Annotated in this window: 15 protein-coding genes; 6 read left to right on the plus strand and 9 right to left on the minus strand. The window is 56.8% G+C overall.

Annotation, left to right across the window (positions count from 1 at the left end; translation table 11 throughout):
- The first annotated feature begins 163 nt into the window (after window positions 1–163).
- The gene (locus HMPREF2874_RS02400) at window positions 164–1,066 is read left to right on the plus strand and encodes an aminotransferase class IV (RefSeq protein ID WP_070483183.1); all 903 of its coding nucleotides are present in this window, start codon (window positions 164–166) and stop codon (window positions 1,064–1,066) included.
- Window positions 1,067–1,237: 171 nt separating this feature from the next.
- Here the strand turns inward: HMPREF2874_RS02400 and HMPREF2874_RS02405 are convergent, their stop codons facing one another.
- From HMPREF2874_RS02405 to HMPREF2874_RS08980, 7 genes are all read right to left on the minus strand, one after another.
- A complete protein-coding gene (locus HMPREF2874_RS02405; RefSeq protein ID WP_070648821.1) occupies window positions 1,238–2,503 on the minus strand; it encodes a multidrug effflux MFS transporter in 1,266 nt (421 codons plus the stop codon).
- A gap of 900 nt (window positions 2,504–3,403) precedes the next feature.
- Window positions 3,404–4,072 carry a nucleoside/nucleotide kinase family protein gene (locus HMPREF2874_RS02410; RefSeq protein ID WP_070648822.1) on the minus strand — a complete coding sequence of 223 codons (669 nt, stop codon included), beginning with the start codon at window positions 4,070–4,072 and terminating at the stop codon, window positions 3,404–3,406.
- Window positions 4,069–4,548 carry a low molecular weight protein-tyrosine-phosphatase gene (locus HMPREF2874_RS02415; RefSeq protein ID WP_239662305.1) on the minus strand — a complete coding sequence of 160 codons (480 nt, stop codon included), beginning with the start codon at window positions 4,546–4,548 and terminating at the stop codon, window positions 4,069–4,071. The genes HMPREF2874_RS02410 and HMPREF2874_RS02415 overlap by 4 nt, the downstream gene beginning before the upstream one ends.
- A 185-nt stretch (window positions 4,549–4,733) precedes the next feature.
- Entirely contained in the window at window positions 4,734–6,524 is a 1,791-nt protein-coding gene (locus HMPREF2874_RS09145) for a pentapeptide repeat-containing protein (RefSeq protein ID WP_141754205.1), read from the minus strand.
- A 130-nt stretch (window positions 6,525–6,654) separates the two neighbouring features.
- Window positions 6,655–8,286, minus strand: coding sequence for a pentapeptide repeat-containing protein (locus HMPREF2874_RS02420; protein WP_070648823.1), 1,632 nt, complete (start codon window positions 8,284–8,286; stop codon window positions 6,655–6,657).
- 168 nt (window positions 8,287–8,454) lie between these two features.
- Window positions 8,455–10,101, minus strand: coding sequence for a pentapeptide repeat-containing protein (locus HMPREF2874_RS02425; protein ID WP_070648824.1), 1,647 nt, complete (start codon window positions 10,099–10,101; stop codon window positions 8,455–8,457).
- A 155-nt stretch (window positions 10,102–10,256) separates the two neighbouring features.
- On the minus strand, window positions 10,257–12,446 hold the full coding sequence (locus tag HMPREF2874_RS08980; RefSeq protein ID WP_168165150.1) for a pentapeptide repeat-containing protein: 2,190 nt from the start codon (window positions 12,444–12,446) through the stop codon (window positions 10,257–10,259).
- 757 nt (window positions 12,447–13,203) lie between these two features.
- Here HMPREF2874_RS08980 and dnaK point away from each other — a divergent pair.
- The 4 genes from dnaK to HMPREF2874_RS02455 all read left to right on the plus strand — a co-directional run bounded on the left by dnaK (window position 13,204) and on the right by HMPREF2874_RS02455 (window position 17,454).
- Window positions 13,204–15,036, plus strand: a complete 1,833-nt coding sequence (gene dnaK, locus HMPREF2874_RS02440; protein WP_070648827.1) for a molecular chaperone DnaK — start codon at window positions 13,204–13,206, stop codon at window positions 15,034–15,036.
- Between the two features lie 2 nt (window positions 15,037–15,038).
- A complete protein-coding gene (locus HMPREF2874_RS02445) occupies window positions 15,039–15,617 on the plus strand; it encodes a nucleotide exchange factor GrpE (protein WP_070648828.1) in 579 nt (192 codons plus the stop codon).
- 334 nt (window positions 15,618–15,951) lie between these two features.
- Window positions 15,952–16,944 carry a DnaJ domain-containing protein gene (locus HMPREF2874_RS02450; protein ID WP_070648829.1) on the plus strand — a complete coding sequence of 331 codons (993 nt, stop codon included), beginning with the start codon at window positions 15,952–15,954 and terminating at the stop codon, window positions 16,942–16,944.
- Window positions 16,945–16,947: 3 nt separating this feature from the next.
- Window positions 16,948–17,454, plus strand: a complete 507-nt coding sequence (locus HMPREF2874_RS02455) for a heat shock protein transcriptional repressor HspR (protein ID WP_070648830.1) — start codon at window positions 16,948–16,950, stop codon at window positions 17,452–17,454.
- Window positions 17,455–17,695: 241 nt separating this feature from the next.
- Here the strand turns inward: HMPREF2874_RS02455 and trmB are convergent, their stop codons facing one another.
- Window positions 17,696–18,502, minus strand: a complete 807-nt coding sequence (gene trmB / locus HMPREF2874_RS02460; protein ID WP_070648831.1) for a tRNA (guanosine(46)-N7)-methyltransferase TrmB — start codon at window positions 18,500–18,502, stop codon at window positions 17,696–17,698.
- Window positions 18,503–18,704: 202 nt separating this feature from the next.
- Window positions 18,705–19,103 carry a hypothetical protein gene (locus HMPREF2874_RS02465; RefSeq protein ID WP_070648832.1) on the minus strand — a complete coding sequence of 133 codons (399 nt, stop codon included), beginning with the start codon at window positions 19,101–19,103 and terminating at the stop codon, window positions 18,705–18,707.
- A gap of 484 nt (window positions 19,104–19,587) precedes the next feature.
- Here HMPREF2874_RS02465 and HMPREF2874_RS02470 point away from each other — a divergent pair, with 484 nt between their 5' ends.
- Window positions 19,588–21,057 (plus strand): amino acid permease, encoded by a 1,470-nt coding sequence (locus HMPREF2874_RS02470; protein ID WP_070648833.1) that lies wholly within the window; start codon window positions 19,588–19,590, stop codon window positions 21,055–21,057.
- Window positions 21,058–21,432: the final 375 nt, after the last annotated feature.

Below are 21,432 nucleotides of genomic sequence, written 5' to 3' on the forward strand. Positions count from 1 at the left end.
ACCCGTCACCCGGACGCTCCGCCCTCTCCTTGCTTCGCTGCGGAGAGCGTCCGGGCTGACACCCTGAGGGCGCTTCCGGAAAATGCGGCTACACCCGCTACTACCGAACAGGAAGGTACGGCGCCTCCTGCCTACGGTTCGGCTGCGAACGTACAATAAAACTATGTCTAGTACCGTTATTCTTCTGAACGAGCAGAACCCGCAGGGCATCTTCGTTGACCCGTCCGTGCCCCTCATCAGCGTTGATGATCAGGGCTTCACCCGCGGCGACGGCGTCTTCGAGACCATGCTGTCCGTCAACCGTCGCGTACGTAAGCTCGGCATGCACCTGTCCCGCCTCGAATCGTCGGCGCGCATGCTGGATTTGCCCGACCCGGAACCCGAGATTCTGCGTTCGGCGGTGGAGCGCCTCATGCGCGAGGCGACCGCCGGTGCCGAAACGGCGCTGGGTGAAGAGCACATCGTGAAGATCATTATTTCGCGCGGCCCCACCCAGGCGGTCACTTCCATGCAGCCGGGCCCGTACACGCTGATTATGGCGTCGCCGGTGCCCGCCTCCATCGTGAAGCGCCGCACCGAGGGCGTGAAGGCGATGCTGCTGCCGCGCGGTCACGAGCCGATGGACAACAGCGCCTACCCGTGGCTGTTGGCGGGCGCGAAGACCCTCTCCTACGCGGTGAACATGGCGGTTTTGCGATACGTGCAGGAGCGCGGCGCGGACGACGCTATCTTCATCACCGACGAGCGTCGCGTGCTGGAGGGTGCCACTTCTTCGGTGCTGGTCGCCAAGATTGAGGACGGCAAGAAGGTGCTGTACACGCCCGAGCCGAGCCATGGCATCCTTCCCGGTACCACGCAGGGCGCGGTGTTCGAGGCGGCGCGCCAGGCAGGCTGGGAGCTGGGTTTTGGCCCTCTCTACCCGCAGGATTTGTTTGAGTCGGACGGCGTGTGGTTGGCGTCGTCGGTGCGTCTGATTGCGCCGGTGACCCACCTGAACGGTACGGCGCTGGCGCATGACCCGGAGCTGACCGCCACGCTGTTGAGCTACCTAGCGCAGCAGAGCTAAACGCATCAGAAAAGGGACTGCCGCATATCTCCTCCGCGCCTCCCCTGTAGGAGCGAAGGAAGAGTACAAGCTCCTCCCTAACTACTACAACAAACACAGCAAAGCCCCGGATGCGCAACCCTTAGCAGGTCGCCCATCCGGGGCTTTAGCTATACAAAAATCAACAACAGGCTAGTGGCCCGCCGGCGCGCCCTGACCTTCACCAGCGCCGTGGCTCTCGCCGTCAGCCGAGTAGTCCGAATCCTTACGCGGCGTAGTCCACAGCACCAGCGCCGTCAGGACCGCGAAACCCAGATTGGAGAAGCCCATCGGCAGGTACTCATGCTCACCGGCAAACGACACCAGCGGCGCCGCCAACGCACCCAGCAGAGCCTGAACCGTGCCCATTACCGCCGATGCACTACCCGCCATGTGGCGTGCCTCGTTCAACGCCAACGCCGAAGCATTACCGAAAATCAGGCCGCACGAGCTGGTCAGCAGGAACAGCAGAATCAGCGTCGGCACCAGCGAAATACCCACCAAGAAGCTGATGGTCAGCAGCACGGACACCACGAGCAGGCTCACCACACCGGTGTTCACGATGCGGCGCTGCGCCACGCGTCCAACCAGCTTGGTTGCAATCGCACTGAACAGCACAATGCCCAGCGAGTTCACGCCGAACACAATCGTGAACTGGGTTTCGGAGAGACCCAGAATCTTCTGCAACACGAACGTCGAACCAGAAATGTACGAGAACAGCGCACCAAACGCGAAGCACATGGTCAGCATGAAACCCATGTAGCGGCGCACCGTGAACACCTTCGGCAGCTCCGAGTACACGCTCAGGGCGGTGCCCTGGTAGCGTTCCTCAACCGGCAGGGTCTCCTTCACCACGAAGACCACGCCGAGCATCATAATTGCGGTGACCACGCCGAGCACATGGAAAATATCGCGCCAGTTACCCCACGACAGCACCCAACCACCAAACAGCGGCGCGAGCACCGGCGCGAAGCCGTTAATCATCATCATGACGCCCATGAGCTTAGCGGTCGCCAAGCCCTGAGTCGTATCAGTCACGATAGAACGAGCCAGCACCGCACCAATCGAACCGGTGAAGCCCATCATGAAACGCGCAAAAATCAGCAGCTCAATATTCGGCGCAAAACCACACGCCACGGTCGCAATGAAGCAGACCACCACACCGAACAGCAGCGGCTTGCGGCGGCCCGTCTTATCCGACAGCGGGCCCACAACCAGCTGACCGAGTGCCATACCCACCATGAACGCACTCAGGGTTAGGGACGCGTTCGTGCTGGTCGTGTTCAGGTTCTCCGCGACGGCGGGCAGCGCGGCAAGGTACATGTCCGTAGCGAGCGGCGCAATAGCGGTCAGCAACGCCAGAACAACAATGAAAAGGGGCGATAGCCCGAAGGAGGTCTTAACCGACTTCGAAGACATATGTCTTAGTTTTTTCTTTCTGTGTGATGCGCGTGCAACGGCGCCTGTGGCTCTAAGGGTGGATGCGGCGGTGCCGGATCCGGGGATGAATTTGCGCAGGCTGGAGGCACAACTTGTCCACGGTAGCAGAATTGGACGCGGCTTCGTAAGTTAAACGTTTGACTTTTTTTGAGCCGGGAGGGGCACTCCGTTTGGCTCCTTCGTGCTTGGCTTGCTGGTTGGCTTGGCAGGCGGCGCCCGCCCTCGCTCCTACAGGGGTTAGGGGAGGGTACGCCACATATTTCCTCCGCGCCTACGCAGGGGCACCCGTCGCACAGATGCTCCGCCTCTCCTTGCTTCGCTGCGGAGAGCGTCTGTACGACACCATGAGGGCGCTTCCGGAAAACGTGGCTACACCCTACGCATACTGGAGCAAAAGGGCGGTGTTATCCACGCTCCGTTGGAGAGATAACACCGCCCCTTTCACGGTTTGTTTTAGCCTGCCGCTCAGCCTCCAGCCCATGTAGAAATATTTGAGAAATATTCTTGAGAAGCATTGCTAGGCCCAACGGCATAACTTACGTTGGTCATATCACGCGATACGACCGGAGGGACAACCTCAGATGCGCAACCACTATTACAAATATTTGCTATGTATCCTGCTGCTCATAGCTTGCGTCTTGCTCGTAATCCTTGCTGTGCTTTCTAGCAACAACCCGGGTAACGAAAAGGACGGCACTGCCTCCACGCACGCGCCGAGCAATACCTCAACCTACTGGGATAAAGACCGCATGGAATCCGCTAGCCCGGCTCCCATGCCTGAATAAAACAGGGCCTCAGTAAAACTGCCTCTGAATAGCCGTAGGACCCAATGCTTCGAGATGCACGAAGCATTGGGCCCTACTGTCTTGTAGGCGGCTGTTACTGCGCCGCGCTGTCGTAGATGAAGTCCACGGTCGCGTAGTCCTCCGGGATTTCGGCGAGCAGCGCCTCCTCCTGCGCCGCCCAGCGTTCCCAGTGCGGGCGGAACGTGTCACCGTCACGAGCCATGGCGCGCTCGCGGCGCACCTCGTCCGGGGCGGTGGCGAGAATACGCACCTCGCAGGCGCCCGCAATCGCGCCGACACCCTCACAGATAATGACCTGCGTAGCCGCCGGGTCGACGGTACGCACCTCACCGGGGGCGCCCGCCTCCCAATCCCACGGGGTGTAGGTCCCGGCAATACCTTCGGTCAGCTGCACGGATAGCGCGTCCCACGCCTCCACGCCGTCGAAGAGGCCGTCCCAGCCGGGGTAGAAGTCGTCCAGGTGCAGCACGTGCACGCTGTGCCCTGCGGCGGTGAGCTCCTGCTCAAGCTGCGCGGCGAGGCTGGTTTTGCCGGTGCCGCTGCGGCCGTCAATGCCGATGATCAGCGGGATCTGCGCGAAGTCGGCGAGGAACTGGGCACGGAATTCGGTGAATTCGGCGGTGTCCATGTCGAAGTCGTTGCCGATGCCGTGCTCCAGGCGCAGCATGTCTTTGCAGAGCTCCAGGATTTCGGTGGTGCCGGTGACGCGGCGGTTCTGGTTCAGGGGAATACGCTGACTCACTGCGCGTCGCCTTCCTGCTTGAGGTGGTTGATGAGGCCGCGTGCGGCGGCGTCAATGAGGCCGGTGGTGTACACGAAGTCGCGTTCGCTACCGTACCAGGGGTCGTAGATGCCGAGCTGGTCCAGGTGGGTGGTGGTGACCTTCGGGTCGAAGCTGCGCATCATGCGGATCTTGGCTTTGTCGGCCTCGTTGCGGGCTAGGGCTTTGAGGCGCAGGTAGTGGGGTGCGTCCATGGCGAGGATGAGGTCGTTGCGGTCGAAGTCCTCGACGGTGAAGACGCTGGCGCGGTGCGCGGACGGGTCGATACCGCGGGTGGTGAGCTGCGCGGCGGCGCGCGGGTCGATGCGGTTGCCTTCTTCTTCGTTGCTGATGCCGCTGGAGGTGACGGTGACGGGCACGCCGGCTTCTTGGGCGTGCTGGCGGATGAGGTATTCGCCGACGGGGGAGCGGCAGATGTTGCCGGTGCAGACAGTCATGATTCGGTACATGGTTCTAGTGTATCGGTGGGGTAGCGGGTGGTTGGGCGCGGCGGTGGCTTGGGGCGGTTCTTTTGGCAGTTCGACGACGAGCGGAGGCGCTCGCCGCCGGGGCTGTCGATACCGGACCCGGGCGCAAAAAGGCCCCGCCGACGAAGGCCGGCGGGGTCTTTTAGGGGTGAGTACTATTCGGATTTGTCCTCTTCTCCGTCATTAGATTTATCTAATGGCTTTGCTGGCTTACTGGTTTCTCCCGAACTGGGGTCGAAGAGTACCGTTCCCACAGGGATGCGGTATTTTACACCGTCCAGCTCAGCCTCTCCCCAATGAATGGGTTGGCTATCTTCATGTACTGCGAAGTTATGTGCTTGTTGTTTTTTGGGTTGCTTTTTGGGTTGCTTTTTGGGTTGCTTTTTATTCTTCTTCTGGAGGTCTGTTATAAGAAGTTCGGCTCCGTCTGGGATATAGTATAAATCTCCGTAAGGCGATAAATGGCGTTCAGTTGTAATGTAGAAAGGGGTGGAATGCCTTTCCGGAAATACATGTTGAACGTGGAGTAATGTAGTCGTATGTGGAATCTTTATAGACCCAAGAAAGGAAGCGCCTTTAAAATTTGGATCAAATGCATAAAAGGAGGCTGAAGAGAAATCGGTGGTTGCATAAAATTTTGCCCCAGAAAAGTCTGCTTCATCTATAAAAGTCGCATTTGTAAAATTAGTGCAGCGTGCTAATGGTTTAAAATCTTCATTTTCCCCAAATGTTGCCTGGGTAAAACTGACCTTATTGCAGAAAATGGCTCCTAAAAAATGGGCGTTGGTGTTAAATTTGGCATAGGAAAAATATGAAGGGGTGTGAAATATTGAGTCTTCAAAATTTGCAAGCATATTAAATTTTGCTTCAAAAAAACTGCTAACCCCTTCAAATTCAACCCCTTGGAAACTGACTGATTGAAATTGAGCTTCTTGGAAATTGAATTGACCGAAGCCTCTATGGGATGCATGCAAAAAGTATGCGCTAGCCCTAAATTTTGTCTTGGAAAAATCTGTTGAATTATGGAATGCTGTGTCGATAAAATTAGCTTCTGTTGCAAAAAGTGAATTTGAGAAATTGACACTATTTTTAAAGGTGCACCCGAAGAAGTCGACTTCGTAAAAAAATACTGAATTGGAAAAATTAAAGTGAAAGTTTGACCAGTCATTCTTTAGCTGGTAAATGTCAGGGCTTATTCTTTCTTTGATCTCCTTTATGATTGTTTTTCGAATCTCTACTTCTTCCTTAAGGTGGTCTGGAAGGTTGGCTTCCTTACTTTTTTGGAATTGCCCCAGTGTTTCTAAGGGGTAGCATTTAAGAATATTTTTCTCATCCTTTTTTGGTAGTGGTCCACGAATATATGCACAGAGATTATTGATAATTATTTGCGTTTCTTCCGTGCGGGTTGATTTTTTAATTAAATTATCTGTAAGCCACTCATCTGCTAATCCAAAGAGTGTATAAATACCGCCTAGGCGAACTGGTGCTTTCTGATCCGCGAGTTGCTCAATAGCTTTAGTGTAGCGAGCACGACGCTCTGCATGCACTTGGCGGGCATGGTCTTGGTCGTTCTTCTCTTTCTCTTGATTGTTCTTACGATGGGTTTCACCCAATGTAATTACACCAAGAAGACCACCAGTGGTGTAGAGGAGTGCTTGGCGAAGTCGCGAGCCATCATCATCTTTATTGAAACCAGAGTTAATAGCAATGGGTAGGAAAAAACTTATTAATCCACCAAAGACTGCGATGGCGGCAAGCCAAAGATAAAACGGCTTAACTTCTCGTTTCTTATTCCATGGAAAAATTTTCTTGGTAACAAAAATGATAAATACAAGTGTGCCGATAGCAAGTAATATTATGGATACCCATTGAGCGATTGCGTCCCATGTGATGGGCCCAGCACTCGGGATAGTGAGAGTAGGGGATGGACTTGGTTCTGGTGTCACTGGTGTTTCTCCTGTCTTCTCTGATAGGAATGGTCATCTTTTAGTTTAGTGCAAAATTGTCTGACCTGCGCTTCTATCGGCTACATACAAAGGCCCCACCACACGTTCAATGTGGCGGGGCCTCTGAATATTACTGCGCGGGCTCACTCAGGCGCGTGTATTCCTTCTGCTGTTCATCCCAGGACGCCGGATCGAAGAGCACCGCCCCGACCGGGATACGGTAGCCCACGCCGTTTAGTCCGGCTGTACCCAGCGGAATAGGCTGGCTGCCCTCGTACACCGCGAAGTTATGCGCCTCCTGCTTAGCGGATTCTGAAGCGGCAGACAGCGCAGCGAACCGAGCCCGGTACACCTCACCCGACTCAACATTCTTCGCCGCGAAGAGCGGCGGGCTCTTCACGAAAGACACATCGCAGAAATCTGCAACACCTATAAAGGATGCGCCATAGAACTCAGCATCAGCCTCAAAGGTAGCCTCGCTGAAATCTGCACCTTGGTCAAAAGCCGCCTCACTAAAGTCTGCGGTTTGCGTGAAAGTCGCCCATTTGAAGCGTGCGACCTGCACGAAAGCCGTCTCACTGAAGCGGGCATCTTGGGTAAAAGTCGCTCCGCCAAAGTCTGCAATCTGACCGAAAACGGTCCCGATGAAGTGCGCGTTTTGAGCGAACACAGCCCAGCTGAAGTCTGCGTTCTGAGCAAAATTTGCTCCGCCAAAACTTGCATTCTGGATGAAGGCCGCCCCACTGAAGTTCGTATCCTGAGTGAATTTCACCCCGTCGAAATGCGCGCTCTGCATGAAGGATGCTCCGCCAAAGTCAGCGTTCTGAGTGAAGGTTGTGTGGCTGAAATTTGCGTCGCCAGCAAAGGTAGCGTCACCGAACCCCGCAATCTCTCCGAAGGTTGCGCGGCTGAAATCCACGGTTCCCACAAAAGTTGCCCCGCTGAAATCCGAGCCGTTGCAGAACTTCGCCGCAGAGAAATCGGCGTTCTCAATCGTCAGACCGTCGAGAGGGTAGAAGACGACCGCCCGGCTGAAATCGAACTCAAAGCCGCTCCACGCGCCGGGGACAACAGTCACCTCGCCCTTCTCGTTTTCGGCAAGGGTGCTGCTGCGCTTACTCATCTCAACGAAGACGCTGCGGCGAACATCCTGCTCACCACGGAAAGCCGCCAGATCCGTAGCGAAATCACCCGCGTAGTTAGCAGGCGGCGTATCGGATTCAAAAGCTTCTGCCTTGAACGCCCGCGCGAACGGCGAACGAACATAAGCGCAGAGGGCATTGACGACGACCTGCCCCTCCTTCTGCCGTGCCTCAACGCTGAGCTGCTCGTCAGCGAGCCACTCATCCACCAGACCCGCAAGCATGCTGAGGGCGCTCGCACGGACTGCCGGATTCGGATACGCCAGCTGCTCAACTGCCTTGCTGTAACGGGTACGGCGCTCGGCGTGCACCCGCTGGGGGTGTTTCAGCTTTTTCTGGGTGTTCATGCGGTGGAACTCCCCAAGAAAGAGAACACCTAGCAGGGTACCGGTGATGAAGAAGATGAACGGCTGAACCTCAAAAATAACGATGTCAGTGTCAAAGGTGAAAGGTATAAAACCCGCCGTGACAATGCCCAAGAGAGCGATAGCCCAAACCCAGGTGCGGAAGCTCGACAGCTTCCCCTTGAGGTTGCCGAACTGCGCGGCGAGCGGGAAAAGCAGAATGACGACTGCGCAAGCTATCAGCCAAGCCCACGCGGTGCTGGGTGCGAGATGCATGTGGTTCTCCTGTCATCGTTGAAAGGGGCGGGTCATACTCAGCATAGTGTAAAAGTTGCTGGGCTTGGGTGGTTGCTGGTCAAAAGCAAGAACCCCGCCAGCGCTGGATGTGCGGGCGGGGTCCGTGCGTGTGTAGGAGCTTCCCCGCCGGTGGGGGAGAGCTAGGTTTTACTGCGCGGGCTCACTGAAGCGGGTGTAGTCCTGCTTCTCTTCGTCCCAGGAATCCGGGTCGTACAGCACAGTGCCGAGAGGGAGAACGAACGTTCTATTAAGAAGCGTTGCTGTGCCGCAGCTGAAGCCGTGCCTGCTCTCCGGGCGTGCCTCGAACAGGTAATCCTGCGGATCCGCCTGCGCCGAGAACCTGGCCCTCGGCAGTCGCCTCTCCAAAGCCTCAAAGGACGGCTTAACAAACATGAAGCTAGTCTGCCTGAAATCTGCCCGCTGACCGAACGTCGCACCCTCGAAGTAGGCTCCCTCAAAGTTCGCCCCGTTGAAGCTCACCGCCCGTGCAAACGTCACCCCACCAAAGCCAACACACGCCGTGAACGTTGTCTGACTAAAGTCGGCATCCTGCGCGAATGCCGCGTGACCGAAGTCCGCGTACTGCGGGAGTTCCCTATCATAGCTCGTCCTCGGCAGCTCAATAAACGACGCCTGGCTAAACGTGGCGTCGCCGTCGAACTGAGCCCCACTAAAATCTGCGAGGTGCGTGAAGGACGCCCCGCTAAAGTCCACCGCGCCCGCAAAGCTCGTGTCGAGGAACATCGCGGACTGCTTGGTGGCTATACCGGCAAAGCGCGCGGCCCCGCCGAAAAGCGAATCGGAGAATACCGCGGGGCGGTTGAAGACCGACGCGGCGAAGTGTGCTTCATCGTGGAACGTGGAGGCGGTGAATATTGCCTCTCCGCCGAAGGTGATCGCCGTGAAGCTGGCTATGCCCGCGGCGTTCAAGCGTGAGAAGTCGGCGTCGGCCTCGAAGGCGGATACCGCGAAGTCAGCCGCAGCCGAGAAGACCGCGTCTGAGAAGTCAGCTCCGCCGGTGAAGGTTACGGTTGCGAAGCTTGCCGCGTCCGCAAAGCGTGCCCCGCTGAACTCTGCTGCGCCCGCGAAGTGTGCGGCGCTGAACCCCACCCAGTCGTTGAAGTTCGCGCCGTGGAAGGATGCGTCAGCGGTGAACTGTGCTGCGGAAAAGCTGGTGTCACCGTGGAAGGTTGCGCCGGAAAAATCCGCCGGGCCGTAGAAGGTTGCGGAGGCGAAGTCGGCGTTCTGAAAGTGTAGCTGCTGTAGCGGGTAGAAGATGGGTGCGCCGCCAAAGTCGAAGCGCAGATCAGCCCACATGGGCGATATTGGCGGCACCGTGCGCTGGCTTTCCTCGTTGCCTGCCTTGCTGCTTTCGGCGGCGGCGAGGCGGCGACTGAACTCCATGAAGACTGCGCGCCGCACTAGCTGCTCTTCGCGTAGTGCCTCCTGATCGCGCGTAAAGTCGCTTTCGTACCCTTCGGGTGCCTCGTCTGATTCTAGGATCTGCCGGTTCTGTGCGAGGGGGTAGGGCGTGCGGATGCACCCGGTCAGCGCGTCGATAATGGTCTGGGCTTCTTCGAGGCGCACCTGTTCGGGGAGGGAAGTGTCGGTGAGCCATCTGTCCGCGAGTTTTGCGAGCGTGTACACCCCTCTCAGACGCACGGCGGGTTGCCCGTTGAGGAATTGTTCGAGGGCGTGCGTGTAGCGTTTGCGCCGTTTGGCCTGTCTCTGTTGGATGCGTTCCGGGGTGTTTTTGCGTTGCCGTAGCTTTGTGAAGAGTGCTGCTAGGTTCATGGTGGTGTGCCCTTCCTGCGCCGGTGCTGGCTTATATCCAGCATAGAAGAGAACCCCCACCCCTGCGCGCTCGCGCTGGGCAAAAGAAGAAGCCCCGCCTGTGTGAGATACGCAGGCGGGGTATCATTTCGTCTCTATACTCTATATAAAATTCCCTACTTAGCAGGACCACTTGTAACGATAAAACGTTTTGTTTTGCTAGCCCAAGAACAGGAAAACCCATAGCAGGAACCTGCGGGTATCGGATTTTGAGGCCATGCTATACCTATAGGAACAGAGCCGAGATTGATATTTTGAGCGCGGTCAAACTCGTGTGTCTTATTAGTCGAAAATTTAGCGTCTTTAAAATCTGCATAAATTCCAAAGTTATAGAGAATAAATCGAGACGAGTCTTTGAATGTTGTATTTGTAAATATCCCACTATTAGTGATTTTACCCTCGGCAAAATGTGCAGGTCCCTCAAAAATAGCATTGCGAAACACTGCATTTTTTTCAAAGTATCTTTCGGTGAAGCTTGCTCCTTCTTTGAAATAGGCATCGGTAAAATTAGCATCTCCTGAGAATGAGTATTCCTGTGAATATTGAGGACCTCCCCAGATGCTGAATTGTGCTGGTCCATAAAAATTGGTCTTTACAAATTTTGCCGATCCCCTAAAAGATGTTAGTTCAAAATTAGAATATTGATAGAAGTTTACATTTGAGAAATTTGCATTATGAGAGAATGTGGAAAGAGAGAAATCGCTTCCCGCTTTAAAATTTGTTCTGCTGGAGTATTCGCTAGAAAGGGTTGCAGCTAAGGTAAATGTTGTATTTCTGAATGTCGCATCTCCAATGAAGGTTGCGCCAGTAAAGTCAACTTCGGATTTAAAAGTTGTCTTTGCTAAATCAATATCAGAAAAATATGCTGATGAATTAAATGTTGCGTTTTTAAACGTTGCATTGCCTTTGAAAATACTACCGGTAAAATCTGCGTCCCCCTCGAAGATGGTCTTCGCTGATTTACTGTCAGACATATATGCCTCTGAATTGAATATAGTATTTTTAAATATTGCTTTCCCTAGGAATCTGCTTCCAGTAAAATTGGCAGGTCCATTGAACTCAGTATTAGAGAAGTTCGGATTGCAGAAAGTTAATTCATTTAGGTTGTAGAAAATATTAGATTTGCTAAAATTGTAATTAAATTTACTCCAAAACTTGTCAGTTGAAGAATCATCTGTCAAATTTGCAAGTCGAACGCTTATTTCCCTAAAAATTGTCTGTCGAATTTCTTGCTCTTCACGAAGTTTAGCCTTGTCCTCATTTAGATTCCCGGAATAAACTTGGAGGGTGGCTGCTTTCTCGATGATCTCTCGATTTTCGGCAAAAATAAATGGGGAACGAATGTAGGAGCAGAGGTTATTGATAATAATCTGGCCTTCTTTGATGCGAGTTTTAAGATCTTTGACGTCCTCATCTGCAAGCCATTCGTCGACAAGTCCTACAAGTGTGTAGATGCCACCTAATCGAGTAACTGCTTTCTCATCAGCTAGTTGCTCGATGGCTTTAGTGTAACGACTGCGACGTTCAGCATGAATTTGGCGGATGCGCTCTTTATAGAATTTATATGATTCTTGTTTAATTGTTTTATTAAACTGACGTTTCTGTGCTCTAACCTCTTCTTCTCTATCTTTTTTATGTTCATTGTGTATGATCTTTTCGTGCTCAAATTTCTCTTCATCAATTTCATTTTTTTGATGCGTTTTCAGGAGCGTGAAGACCGCCAAAATTCCGCCGGTGACAGTCAAAAGTGAAGTAGTTATATCTTTAGTTTCACCAATAAATTTAAATGAATACAGATATTGAGGTATGGAGAATGCAAGAATTCCACCTAAAGATACAATGGCTACAAAGACTCGCTGTGGATACTTATCTAGAAAATCCATAATCATCTTGGCGAAGCAAGATGCAAAGGCGATTATCAGTATAATTAGGAATAGACCCAGGAGGGAAAAAGTGTTCCTAATGTCGTTAATAGTCTCTAATATTTCATTAGGTGTATTCTCTGGGGCTTTTATTAATTTTTGAACTTCCTCGAGATGGATAATAGAGGCATGAATTTCAGTACATAAAATGTATACGATTGATATAAATATTATTCTTGCGGCAATGCTTATTTTTTTGTTGCGTTCTGGATTGTCTGCAAATGGTTTGCTAAAATCTATTGTTTTTTGGGTGGATTTTCCTTTATTGGAAGCTGCCTTTGTCCCATCAGAAGCGGGGCTATCTGATTGTTTAGTAGATGCTTCTGTGTTGATGGATGCATGCGCGGAATCGTTGTGTGTTTCTGGTTTGCCTTTTGATGGCATGGGAGGGTCCTGTCTACTTTGAGAGGATATGGTCGTAACCAGCATACGGTAGACGGGTGGCCTCAATCCATAGGTGAAGGTTAGGGGATTGTGTGTCGGACAAGCGGAGATGCCTCCATAGAGTGAGCAATGGAGCTTGCATGCGGCCCCCCATATATAACTCCCTATATAAGAGGGGTAAATCTCTGAGATCTCATGGTGGGTGTCTGTAGTTGAGATACCCGGACGGGTGCACCTCTAGCAACGCCGCTAGAGGCTGAGTCCCCAGACCCAAGAACCGCCCCGCACACCCTATATAAGGTGCCCTCATGTCACCTCCCGGTACCTCCTGCACCCCAATTTTTCGGATTTTCCCCCCTCTTTTAAAAATTTTTCGCCAGATTAGCCCTACGGTGTCCGCCGTGCGCTGAATCGCCGCGCCGCGCCCGTACCCAGACCAAAAACCGCGGAATTCCGCGGCAAAACCGCCCACCCTTGCCTCGCCGCCGCCCCGAAATCACCCGCAAAACACCCCTCCGGAACCCCGAAAAACCCACCCCTCATACAACTTCGCGAAAAAAAGTTGAGTAAAGTTCACTCAACCCTATTGACACCCCTGCCAGAAGGGTGCATACTTGAGTACATGAGGCTCAAGGAAGCCGCGCAGACCACTCCACACGGAGCGGTCAGCGCAGCACCCTCGCCTCCAAAACTTTCAAACTATCCCGCCTCGCATTAGAAGAAGCGGGGCACTAACACCTAAGGAGTGAATAAATATATGGCACGTGCAGTAGGTATTGACCTCGGTACCACCAACTCGGTCGTTGCAGCACTGGAAGGTGGCGAGCCCGTCGTCATCGCTAACGCAGAGGGCACCCGCACCACCCCCTCCGTCGTCGCATTCTCCAAGGACGGCGAGGTGCTGGTCGGTAACGTTGCAAAGCGTCAGGCAGTGACCAACGTCGACCGCACCATCTCCTCCGTCAAGCGCCACATGGGCACCGACTGGACCACCGAGATCGACGGCAAGAAGTACACCCCGCAGGAAATCTCCGCTCGTATCCTCATGAAGCTGAAGGGTGACGCAGAGGCATTCCTGAACGACAAGGTCACCGACGCCGTCATCACCGTTCCCGCCTACTTCAACGACGCTGAGCGTCAGGCAACCAAGGAAGCCGGCGAGATTGCAGGCCTGAACGTCCTGCGTATCGTCAACGAGCCCACCGCCGCAGCACTCGCATACGGCCTGGACAAGGGTAAGGAAGACGAGCTCATCCTGGTCTTCGACCTCGGTGGCGGTACCTTCGACGTCTCCCTGCTGGAAGTTGGTAAGGATGACGACGGCTTCTCCACCATTCAGGTTCGCGCAACCAGCGGTGACAACCGCCTCGGTGGTGACGACTGGGATCACCGCGTCGTCGAGTGGCTGCTCGCACAGGTGAAGGCAAACACCGGCGCTGACCTGTCCAAGGACAAGATTGCTCTGCAGCGTCTGCAGGAGGCAGCTGAGCAGGCTAAGAAGGAGCTGTCCAGCGCTTCTAGCACCAACATCTCCCTGCAGTACCTGTCCGTGACCCCCGAGGGCCCCATCCACCTGGATGAGAAGCTGACCCGCGCAAAGTTCGAGGAACTGACCCGCGACCTGCTCGAGCGCACCAAGAAGCCCGTGCTCGACGTAATCAAGGAAGCTGGCGTGTCCATCTCCGAGATTTCCGAGGTCATCCTGGTTGGTGGCTCCACCCGTATGCCCGCTGTCGCTGAGCTCGTCAAGGAGCTCACCGGCCGCGAGCCCAACAAGGGCGTGAACCCCGACGAGGTCGTGGCAATGGGTGCAGCACTGCAGGCAGGCGTGCTGAAGGGCGACCGTAAGGACGTTCTGCTGATCGACGTCACCCCCCTCTCCCTCGGTATCGAGACCAAGGGCGGCGTGATGACCAAGCTGATCGAGCGTAACACTGCAATCCCGACCAAGCGTTCCGAGACCTTCACCACCGCAGAGGACAACCAGCCCTCCGTGACCATTCAGGTCTTCCAGGGTGAGCGTGAGTTCACTCGCGACAACAAGAACCTGGGTACCTTCGAGCTGACCGGCATCGCCCCCGCACCCCGTGGCGTGCCCCAGATTGAGGTCACCTTCGACATCGACGCAAACGGCATCGTCCACGTCTCCGCAAAGGACAAGGGCACCGGCGCTGAGCAGTCCATGACCATCACCGGCGGTACCTCCCTCTCCAAGGACGACATCGACCGCATGGTCAAGGACGCAGAGGCACACGCTGAGCAGGACAAGGCACGCCGCGAGGCTGCTGACACCCGCAACGCAGCTGAGTCCGCTGCATACTCCGTCGAGAAGCTCCTGAAGGAGAACGGCGAGAAGCTGCCCGAGGACGTCAAGACCTCCGTGCAGGCTGATGTCGACGAGCTGAAGAAGGCACTCGAGGGCGACGACGACGCAGCTGTGAAGTCCGCATTCGAGAAGCTGCAGGCTTCCCAGTCCAAGCTGGGCGAGGCACTCTACGCGGCAGCACAGGCTGACGCTTCCGAGTCCAAGCCCGCCGCTGACGAGGACGTTGTCGACGCCGAGGTTATCGACGAAGACGAGAAGAAGTAATCATGGCTGAGCAGGAAAACACCACCCCCGACCCGCTGGAGGAGGCGTTCAACGCCCCCGCAGCGGAAGGCCACCCCGAGGCTGAATCGGCTGAAACCGCCGAGGATGCCGCGGAGGCTGTCGAGGCTGAGCTGCAGGAAGACATCGCGGCTGAATCCGCCGATGCCGCCCTCGCCGCTGAGCGCCTGGACTCCCTGCTTCGCCTGCAGGCCGAGTTCACTAACTTCAAGAACCGCACCGCTCGCGAAAAGGAGCAGCTGCGAGGCTTCGTAACCAGTGAGCTGGTGACCGCGCTGCTGCCGGTGCTCGATGACATCGACGCCGCACGTAAGCACGGCGACCTGAAGGAAGGACCCTTCGCCTCCATTGCCACCAAGCTCGAAGAGCTGCTCGGCAAGCAGGGCGTGGAGCGCTTCGGCGAGGTAGGCGACGCCTTCGACCCGAACATCCACGAGGCAGTGCTCCAGCAGCCCACCGACGAGGTGGCCGAGGACCACATCTCCATGGTTCTGCGTTACGGCTACCGCGTGAACGACCGAGTGGTTCGCACCGCTCAGGTGGCTGTGGCTGTCGCACCGTAAGGTGACCGGTTAGCATCAGCTGAATAACTGACGACGGGCGGGTGCTCTCCCAGTGGGGGAGCACCCGCCCTGTTGTTTGCCTTGTGTTGTTTGCCCTGGATATTTTGCCGGGGTCGTTTGTCAGGGTGTTTGTCAGGGTGTTTGTCTGGGTGCGGCGAGCTGTGGTCGCCGCGAAAAACCCTTGGGGAGCGCTATTTTTTGGCCTAGCCCCTTCCAAAATTGAGTCAAGTAGACTAAACTTTTATATAGAGCATTAAGACAAGAACGTGGTGCCCTGCTGGCCGTCCCGTAACCGAGGAGGGCGGCGCATCACCGCGAGAGGAGAAACAAACATATGGCAAGCGAAAACTGGATAACTGACGACTTTTATAAGGCACTGGGCGTTAGCGAAGACGCAAGCGAAAGCGACATTAAGAAGGCGTACCGCAAGCTCTCCCGCAAGTACCACCCGGATTTGAACCCCGGTGACGAGCAGGCTGAGAAGAAGTTCAAGGAAATCTCCGAGGCCTACGACGTGCTCTCCGACAAGAAGCAGCGCGAGGAGTACGACCAGATTCGCCGCTACGGCGCTGCAGGCATGGGTGCGGGTGGCTTCGGTGGTGGCGGCTTTGGCGGCGGATACCCCGGCGCGGACGCCTTCGGCGGATTCCGCGGCGGCACCAGCGCCAATATCAACATTGATGACCTGCTCGGCGGCCTGTTCGGCGGAAGCACCGGCGGTAGCCGTCGTCGCTCCGCAGGCTTCACCAGCGCCGACTTCGGCGGCATGGGCGGCGGCGGCTTTGGCGGCGCACAGCACGCGGCCCCCGAGGAAAGCACCACCAGCACCCGCATCACCCTGGCCCAGGCATACACCGGCGCAAACGTGACCGTGTTCCTGCCGGACGGCTCCCACACTGAGGCACGCATCCCCGCCGGCATCAAGGACGGCCAGAAGGTGCGTCTGCGCGGCAAGGGCCTGCACGGCGCCGACCTGAAGGTCACCGTGCGCGTCTCCGACGACTCGGTGTACTCCCGCGAGGAGAACAACCTGATTATGCGCGCCCCCGTCACCCTCGCCGAGGCCGTTGACGGTGCCGTCATTGAGGTTCCCCTGCCCGATAACACCACCGTGAAGCTGCGCCTGGCCCCCGGCCAGGTGGGTCGCCGACTGCGCGCCAAGGGCCGCGGTTTCAAGACCAAGAACGGCAAGGGCGACCTGCTGGTCATCCCCGAGGTGGTTCTGCCCACCAAGCTCAGCGACGAGGCTCAGAAGGCCTTCGAAGAGTTCGTGAAGCTGGCACCCCAGGAGAACCCCCGTAAGGATCTGTTGAAGAAGGCGAAGTAAACCATGGCAGCTCGTGAATCATCATCGAAGTCCCGTCGTAGCGAGCCGCTGCACAGCGTGGACCTGCCGGTTTTCGTGATTTCGGTGGCGGCTGAGCTGGCGGGCATGCACCCGCAGACCCTGCGCCAGTACGACCGCATCGGCCTGGTTCAGCCCTCGCGTGCACCCGGTAAGGCGCGCCGCTACTCGCAGCGTGACGTTAACCGTCTGCAGCGGATTCAGCAGCTCTCGCAGGAGGGCGTCTCCCTGGAAGGTATTCGCCGAATCATCGAGCTGGAGGCTCTCCTGGAGTCGCAGAAGGAACAGATTGCGGCCTTGCAGAGCCAGATTGAGGATGCGAAGGTGAAGCTGGGGTTGGCGGAGCGCGTGTTCGCAGCCGGTACCAGCGGCGACGTGGTGCATATTGCCCGCGGTACCCGCCCGGCGGCCCGTCAGCGTTCCTCGGCGGTGGTGCTGTACCGTCAGCATCACCAGCCGGCCACGGCGGATAATACGAAACCGCCGCGCTAAACCGGCTAAACCCGCTACACTTGGGTAAACGGTTCGGCTGTTCTAGCTCACTTCTAGCTCATTTGAGCTGGTCAGCCGCCCATAGAGACTTGTGCGTCTTAGTGTCATACGAAGCGAGGGGAGGGTAGACCCCCGCCCCGCATGCACTTGGGCCCACACACAAGGAGGTGAGGCTCCCCGAATGACCGGGGAGCCTCACCTCCTTAACGTATAAGTCGCGTACTAGCGCTGGCGCAGCCGCTTACTTGCGGCGGTAGGTCAGGTCGTGCGCGCGGCGGCCCGCCTCCTGAGCCTTACGCTCAAAACTGGTGAGGGTACGACCCTCCCAACGCGGAGCCCAGCCACCCTGCGGGTCCTCCTCGGTCGCACCAGCACCGGGGTGAACGTTCTCAAAGTCGGGGTGCGCCTCCAGAACATCGCGCATGACCAGGGCGTACTCCTCCCAGTCGGTGGCCAGGCGCCAAATGCCGCCGGGCTTGAGCACGCGCGCAACCTTATCGGCAAAAGCCGGGGACACCAGGCGGCGCTTGTGGTGGCGGGACTTGTGCCAGGGGTCCGGGAAGAACACCCACAGCTCGTCCACGGAGTTCTCCTCGAGCATGTTGTCGAGCAGCTCGGGTGCGTTCGCCTGAGCCACACGCACGTTCTCCACGCCCGCGTTGCCCATCTTCAGCAGCAGGTCCGCGATGCCGGGGGTGTACACCTCGACGGCGAGGAAGTTCGCCTCGGGCATCTCGGCGGCGCGGTGCACGATTGCCTCCCCCAGACCGGAACCGATCTCGACGACCTGGTAGGCCTCGCGGCCGTAAATCTTAACCGGGTCGAAGGTCGCCTCGGGCGCGACGGAGGTGTCGGTGCGCAGGCGCGGAATGTCCAGCACGTGGGTGGGGGAGTAGGTATCCCAGGCCTTCTGGCGGCGCGCGGTGAGGCGGTCGCCGCGGCGGACGAAGGAGTAGGGCTGGCGGAAGAATTCCTCGGGAACCGGCTTCTTGGCCTTCTCTTCGGTGGATTCGGGTGCCTGGCTAGGCTGCGTGTTCTCAGTAGACATACCTAAAAGAATAGCGCAGGGCCGCTGCACCGTGCGGTTTCGCGGTTTGCTCGGGTGGGGTGATGCCGGGCTGGCCGGGTACGAGCGAACCGGGGGGGGCGGCAGATGCAGAATCGGCGCGCATGCAAAAGTGCGGCGGGAACCGGATGGTTCCCACCGCACTAAAGAGAGGTTGCTTGAGGAGTGAGCTAAGAGGAAGGTCCTACTTCTTGGAGCCCAGCAGTGCCAGACCTGCGCCGAGCATCACGATGTTGTTTGCGAGCTGCTGGCCGTCCTGGGTGGGGCGGAAGAACTTGTCGTGCATGTCCGGGTTGCGGAAGTACATGGTCATCAGGTTTGCCGCGAATGCGGTCAGGCCTGCACCCGCCAGGCGGGAGGGGATGAAGGGGGTCAGCAGGGTTGCGCCGAGGGTGGTCTCTGCGCCGGAGATGAGCTTACCGAAGGTTGCTGCATCCAGCTTGGCGACTGCGGGAACGCCGGTTGCGGCCATCTGCTGTAGGAAGGCGTAGGTGCCCTCGTCTGCCTTGAGCTTCTTGACGCCTGCGTCGAGGATGAGTGCGCCGGCGGTGAGGCGGATTGCTGCGTTGGAGAACTTGCCCATTGTGGTGTCCTTCTGTTCTGTGCTTGGTCGGTTAGGTTTTCGTTTGAATGGTTACTACTTTAGCCCCACTTTCTCACCTTGTAAAGTTTTACTGGTAAAGTTTCTTAATTTTTTGAAAACCCGAAAAAAGAGACAGCGGAAGGGTGGCTGGAGGAGGATGAGAAACCCCTGTGCCCGATGGCTCACGGTGAACCCGCCCCGTGCCCGCATCGTCTCAAATTTCCGCCCATGTTGGATTCATTGCGCTCGTGTGGGTATGAGGGGGTAAAATTTGAGATTATGCATTCTCTGTATATTTCTCATCGGTGATACAAGCCCCGGCAAAACCGTGTCATCAGGGCCCGCAAGCCCCGAAATACCGCACGTACCGCGGAAATGGGAGGTCCACCTCCCTGTACGCCGTTAAGGAATATGAGTGAATACCAACCACCCGGATAAGCCCCCGAGTAAAAAACAGGGCAACCGACGCAGAAAAGAGAAATACGTGACACAGCAGCCAACGCCGCAGAACTCCGTCACCGGCCTAGATTCGGAGGCTGAGCACTCCAAGCTCCAGCGCGGGCTCAGCTACCGACATATCCAGCTGATTGCTATTGGCGGCGCCATCGGCACCGGCCTCTTCCTCGGCTCAGCCAAAACCATCGCCCTGACCGGCCCCTCTATCGTCTTCGTCTACGCCATCATCGGTAGCGTCATCTACTTTGTTCTGCGCGCCATGGGCGAGATTCTGCTCTCCAACCCCAAGTACAAGTCCTTCACTGACTTCATTACCGATATTCTCGGCCTGCGCGCAGGATTCTTCGTCGGCTGGTCGTATTGGTTCTTCTGGGTTGTCACGGGTATCGCGGACGTCATCGCGATTACCGGCTACGTGCAATACTGGCTACCCGGCATGCCCAAGTTCATTCCGGCGCTCGTGGTCATCACGGCACTGCTACTGCTGAACCTGCCCTCGGTGAAGAACTTCGGCGAAATCGAATTCTGGTTCGCGGTCATTAAAATCGTCGCGATTGTCGCCCTCATTATTGTTGGTGCGCTCATGGTTGCCTTCAGCTTCACCAGTCCCGACGGTACCACCGCCTCCCTAGCCCACCTGTGGGACCATCCCGGCCCCTCCGGTAGCGGCATCTTCACCCAGGGCGTGACCGGCTTCCTGGGCTCCTTCCAGATTGCCCTCTTCGCTTTCGTGGGCGCCGAGCTCGTCGGCACCGCCGTGGCTGAGACCAAGCACCCCGAGCGCACCCTGCCCAAGGCCATTAACGCCGTGCCCTTCCGCATCGCGCTCTTCTACGCCGTGCCGCTGCTGACTATCCTCGCCGTGACCCCCTGGGACAAGCTGGACAAGTCCATGAGCCCCTTCGTGGGCATGTTCTCCCTGGCGGGCATCGGCATCGCCGCCTCGCTGGTGAACTTCGTGGTGCTGACCTCCGCGGCATCCTCCGCAAATTCCGGTATCTTCTCGACCTCCCGCATGGTCTACGGCCTGGCGCACGACGGTGCGGCACCCTCCGCACTGGGCAAGCTCACCAAGAACGGCGTGCCCGCCAACGCCCTGTACCTGACCACCGTGCTGCTGCTGTTCAGCCTGGTCATGCTGTACGCCGGCAACGGCATCATGGAGGCGTTCACTGTGGTGACCTCCGTGGCCTCGATGATGGGTATCTTCACCTGGAGCATGATCCTGATTGCGTACCTGGTGTACCGCAAGAAGTTCCCCGAGCGCCACGAAGCCTCCCAGTACAAGATGCCCTGGGGTATCGGTATGAGCTGGTTCGGCCTGGTCTTCTTCGCCGTCATGATCTACGCCCTGAGCCTGTACCCGGACACCGCCATCGGCCTGGCGCTGACCCCCGTCTGGTTCATCGCCCTGGCCATCGGTTACGAGATTCTGACCCGTCGCCACGCCGCCAAGCGCGCCCGCGCCGAGGCGGCTGAAGGAGCCTCTCAGAAGTAGCCTCTAGCGCTACCGCTCGTCGTTGTTCTGTGCCTCGCCCCCGTGGTCTTTCTGGATGCGGGGGCGAGGTTTTTCTGTGTTTATTTACCCCCGTCAGGGGGCTAAATGGTGACCTATGCGATAGATTTGCGACACACCAAAGGTTGAAAAATACTTCATTCACCTTTCAAAACGTGTAGAATATCTATCCAAACAGATGTGAAAGCTCCCAGAGGTAGCCGCATCGGGCGATGTTCGAACTCGCCCCGGATGCGGTGCGAACCATGGTTGAGCCCATCTTCCGCCCCGAAAGCCGGGGCTGCCCCGCATGAATAGTGGTTGCATATCTATACGCGAAACCTGCCGGATGACACCGAAAACCCTCATCCGCCATGC

The organism is Rothia sp. HMSC068F09, assembly GCF_001812775.1.
Lineage (GTDB): Bacteria > Actinomycetota > Actinomycetes > Actinomycetales > Micrococcaceae > Rothia > Rothia mucilaginosa_A.

Coding starts and splice junctions, on each gene's coding strand:
- HMPREF2874_RS02450 (WP_070648829.1), top strand. CDS start 15,952: ATGGCAAGCGAAAACTGGATAACTGACGACTTTTATAAGGCACTGGGC.
- HMPREF2874_RS02405 (WP_070648821.1), bottom strand. CDS start 2,503: ATGTCTTCGAAGTCGGTTAAGACCTCCTTCGGGCTATCGCCCCTTTTC.
- HMPREF2874_RS02400 (WP_070483183.1), top strand. CDS start 164: ATGTCTAGTACCGTTATTCTTCTGAACGAGCAGAACCCGCAGGGCATC.
- HMPREF2874_RS02465 (WP_070648832.1), bottom strand. CDS start 19,103: ATGGGCAAGTTCTCCAACGCAGCAATCCGCCTCACCGCCGGCGCACTC.
- HMPREF2874_RS02455 (WP_070648830.1), top strand. CDS start 16,948: ATGGCAGCTCGTGAATCATCATCGAAGTCCCGTCGTAGCGAGCCGCTG.
- HMPREF2874_RS02420 (WP_070648823.1), bottom strand. CDS start 8,286: ATGCATCTCGCACCCAGCACCGCGTGGGCTTGGCTGATAGCTTGCGCA.
- HMPREF2874_RS02415 (WP_239662305.1), bottom strand. CDS start 4,548: ATGACTGTCTGCACCGGCAACATCTGCCGCTCCCCCGTCGGCGAATAC.
- HMPREF2874_RS08980 (WP_168165150.1), bottom strand. CDS start 12,446: ATGCCATCAAAAGGCAAACCAGAAACACACAACGATTCCGCGCATGCA.
- dnaK (WP_070648827.1), top strand. CDS start 13,204: ATGGCACGTGCAGTAGGTATTGACCTCGGTACCACCAACTCGGTCGTT.
- HMPREF2874_RS02445 (WP_070648828.1), top strand. CDS start 15,039: ATGGCTGAGCAGGAAAACACCACCCCCGACCCGCTGGAGGAGGCGTTC.
- trmB (WP_070648831.1), bottom strand. CDS start 18,502: ATGTCTACTGAGAACACGCAGCCTAGCCAGGCACCCGAATCCACCGAA.
- HMPREF2874_RS02425 (WP_070648824.1), bottom strand. CDS start 10,101: ATGAACCTAGCAGCACTCTTCACAAAGCTACGGCAACGCAAAAACACC.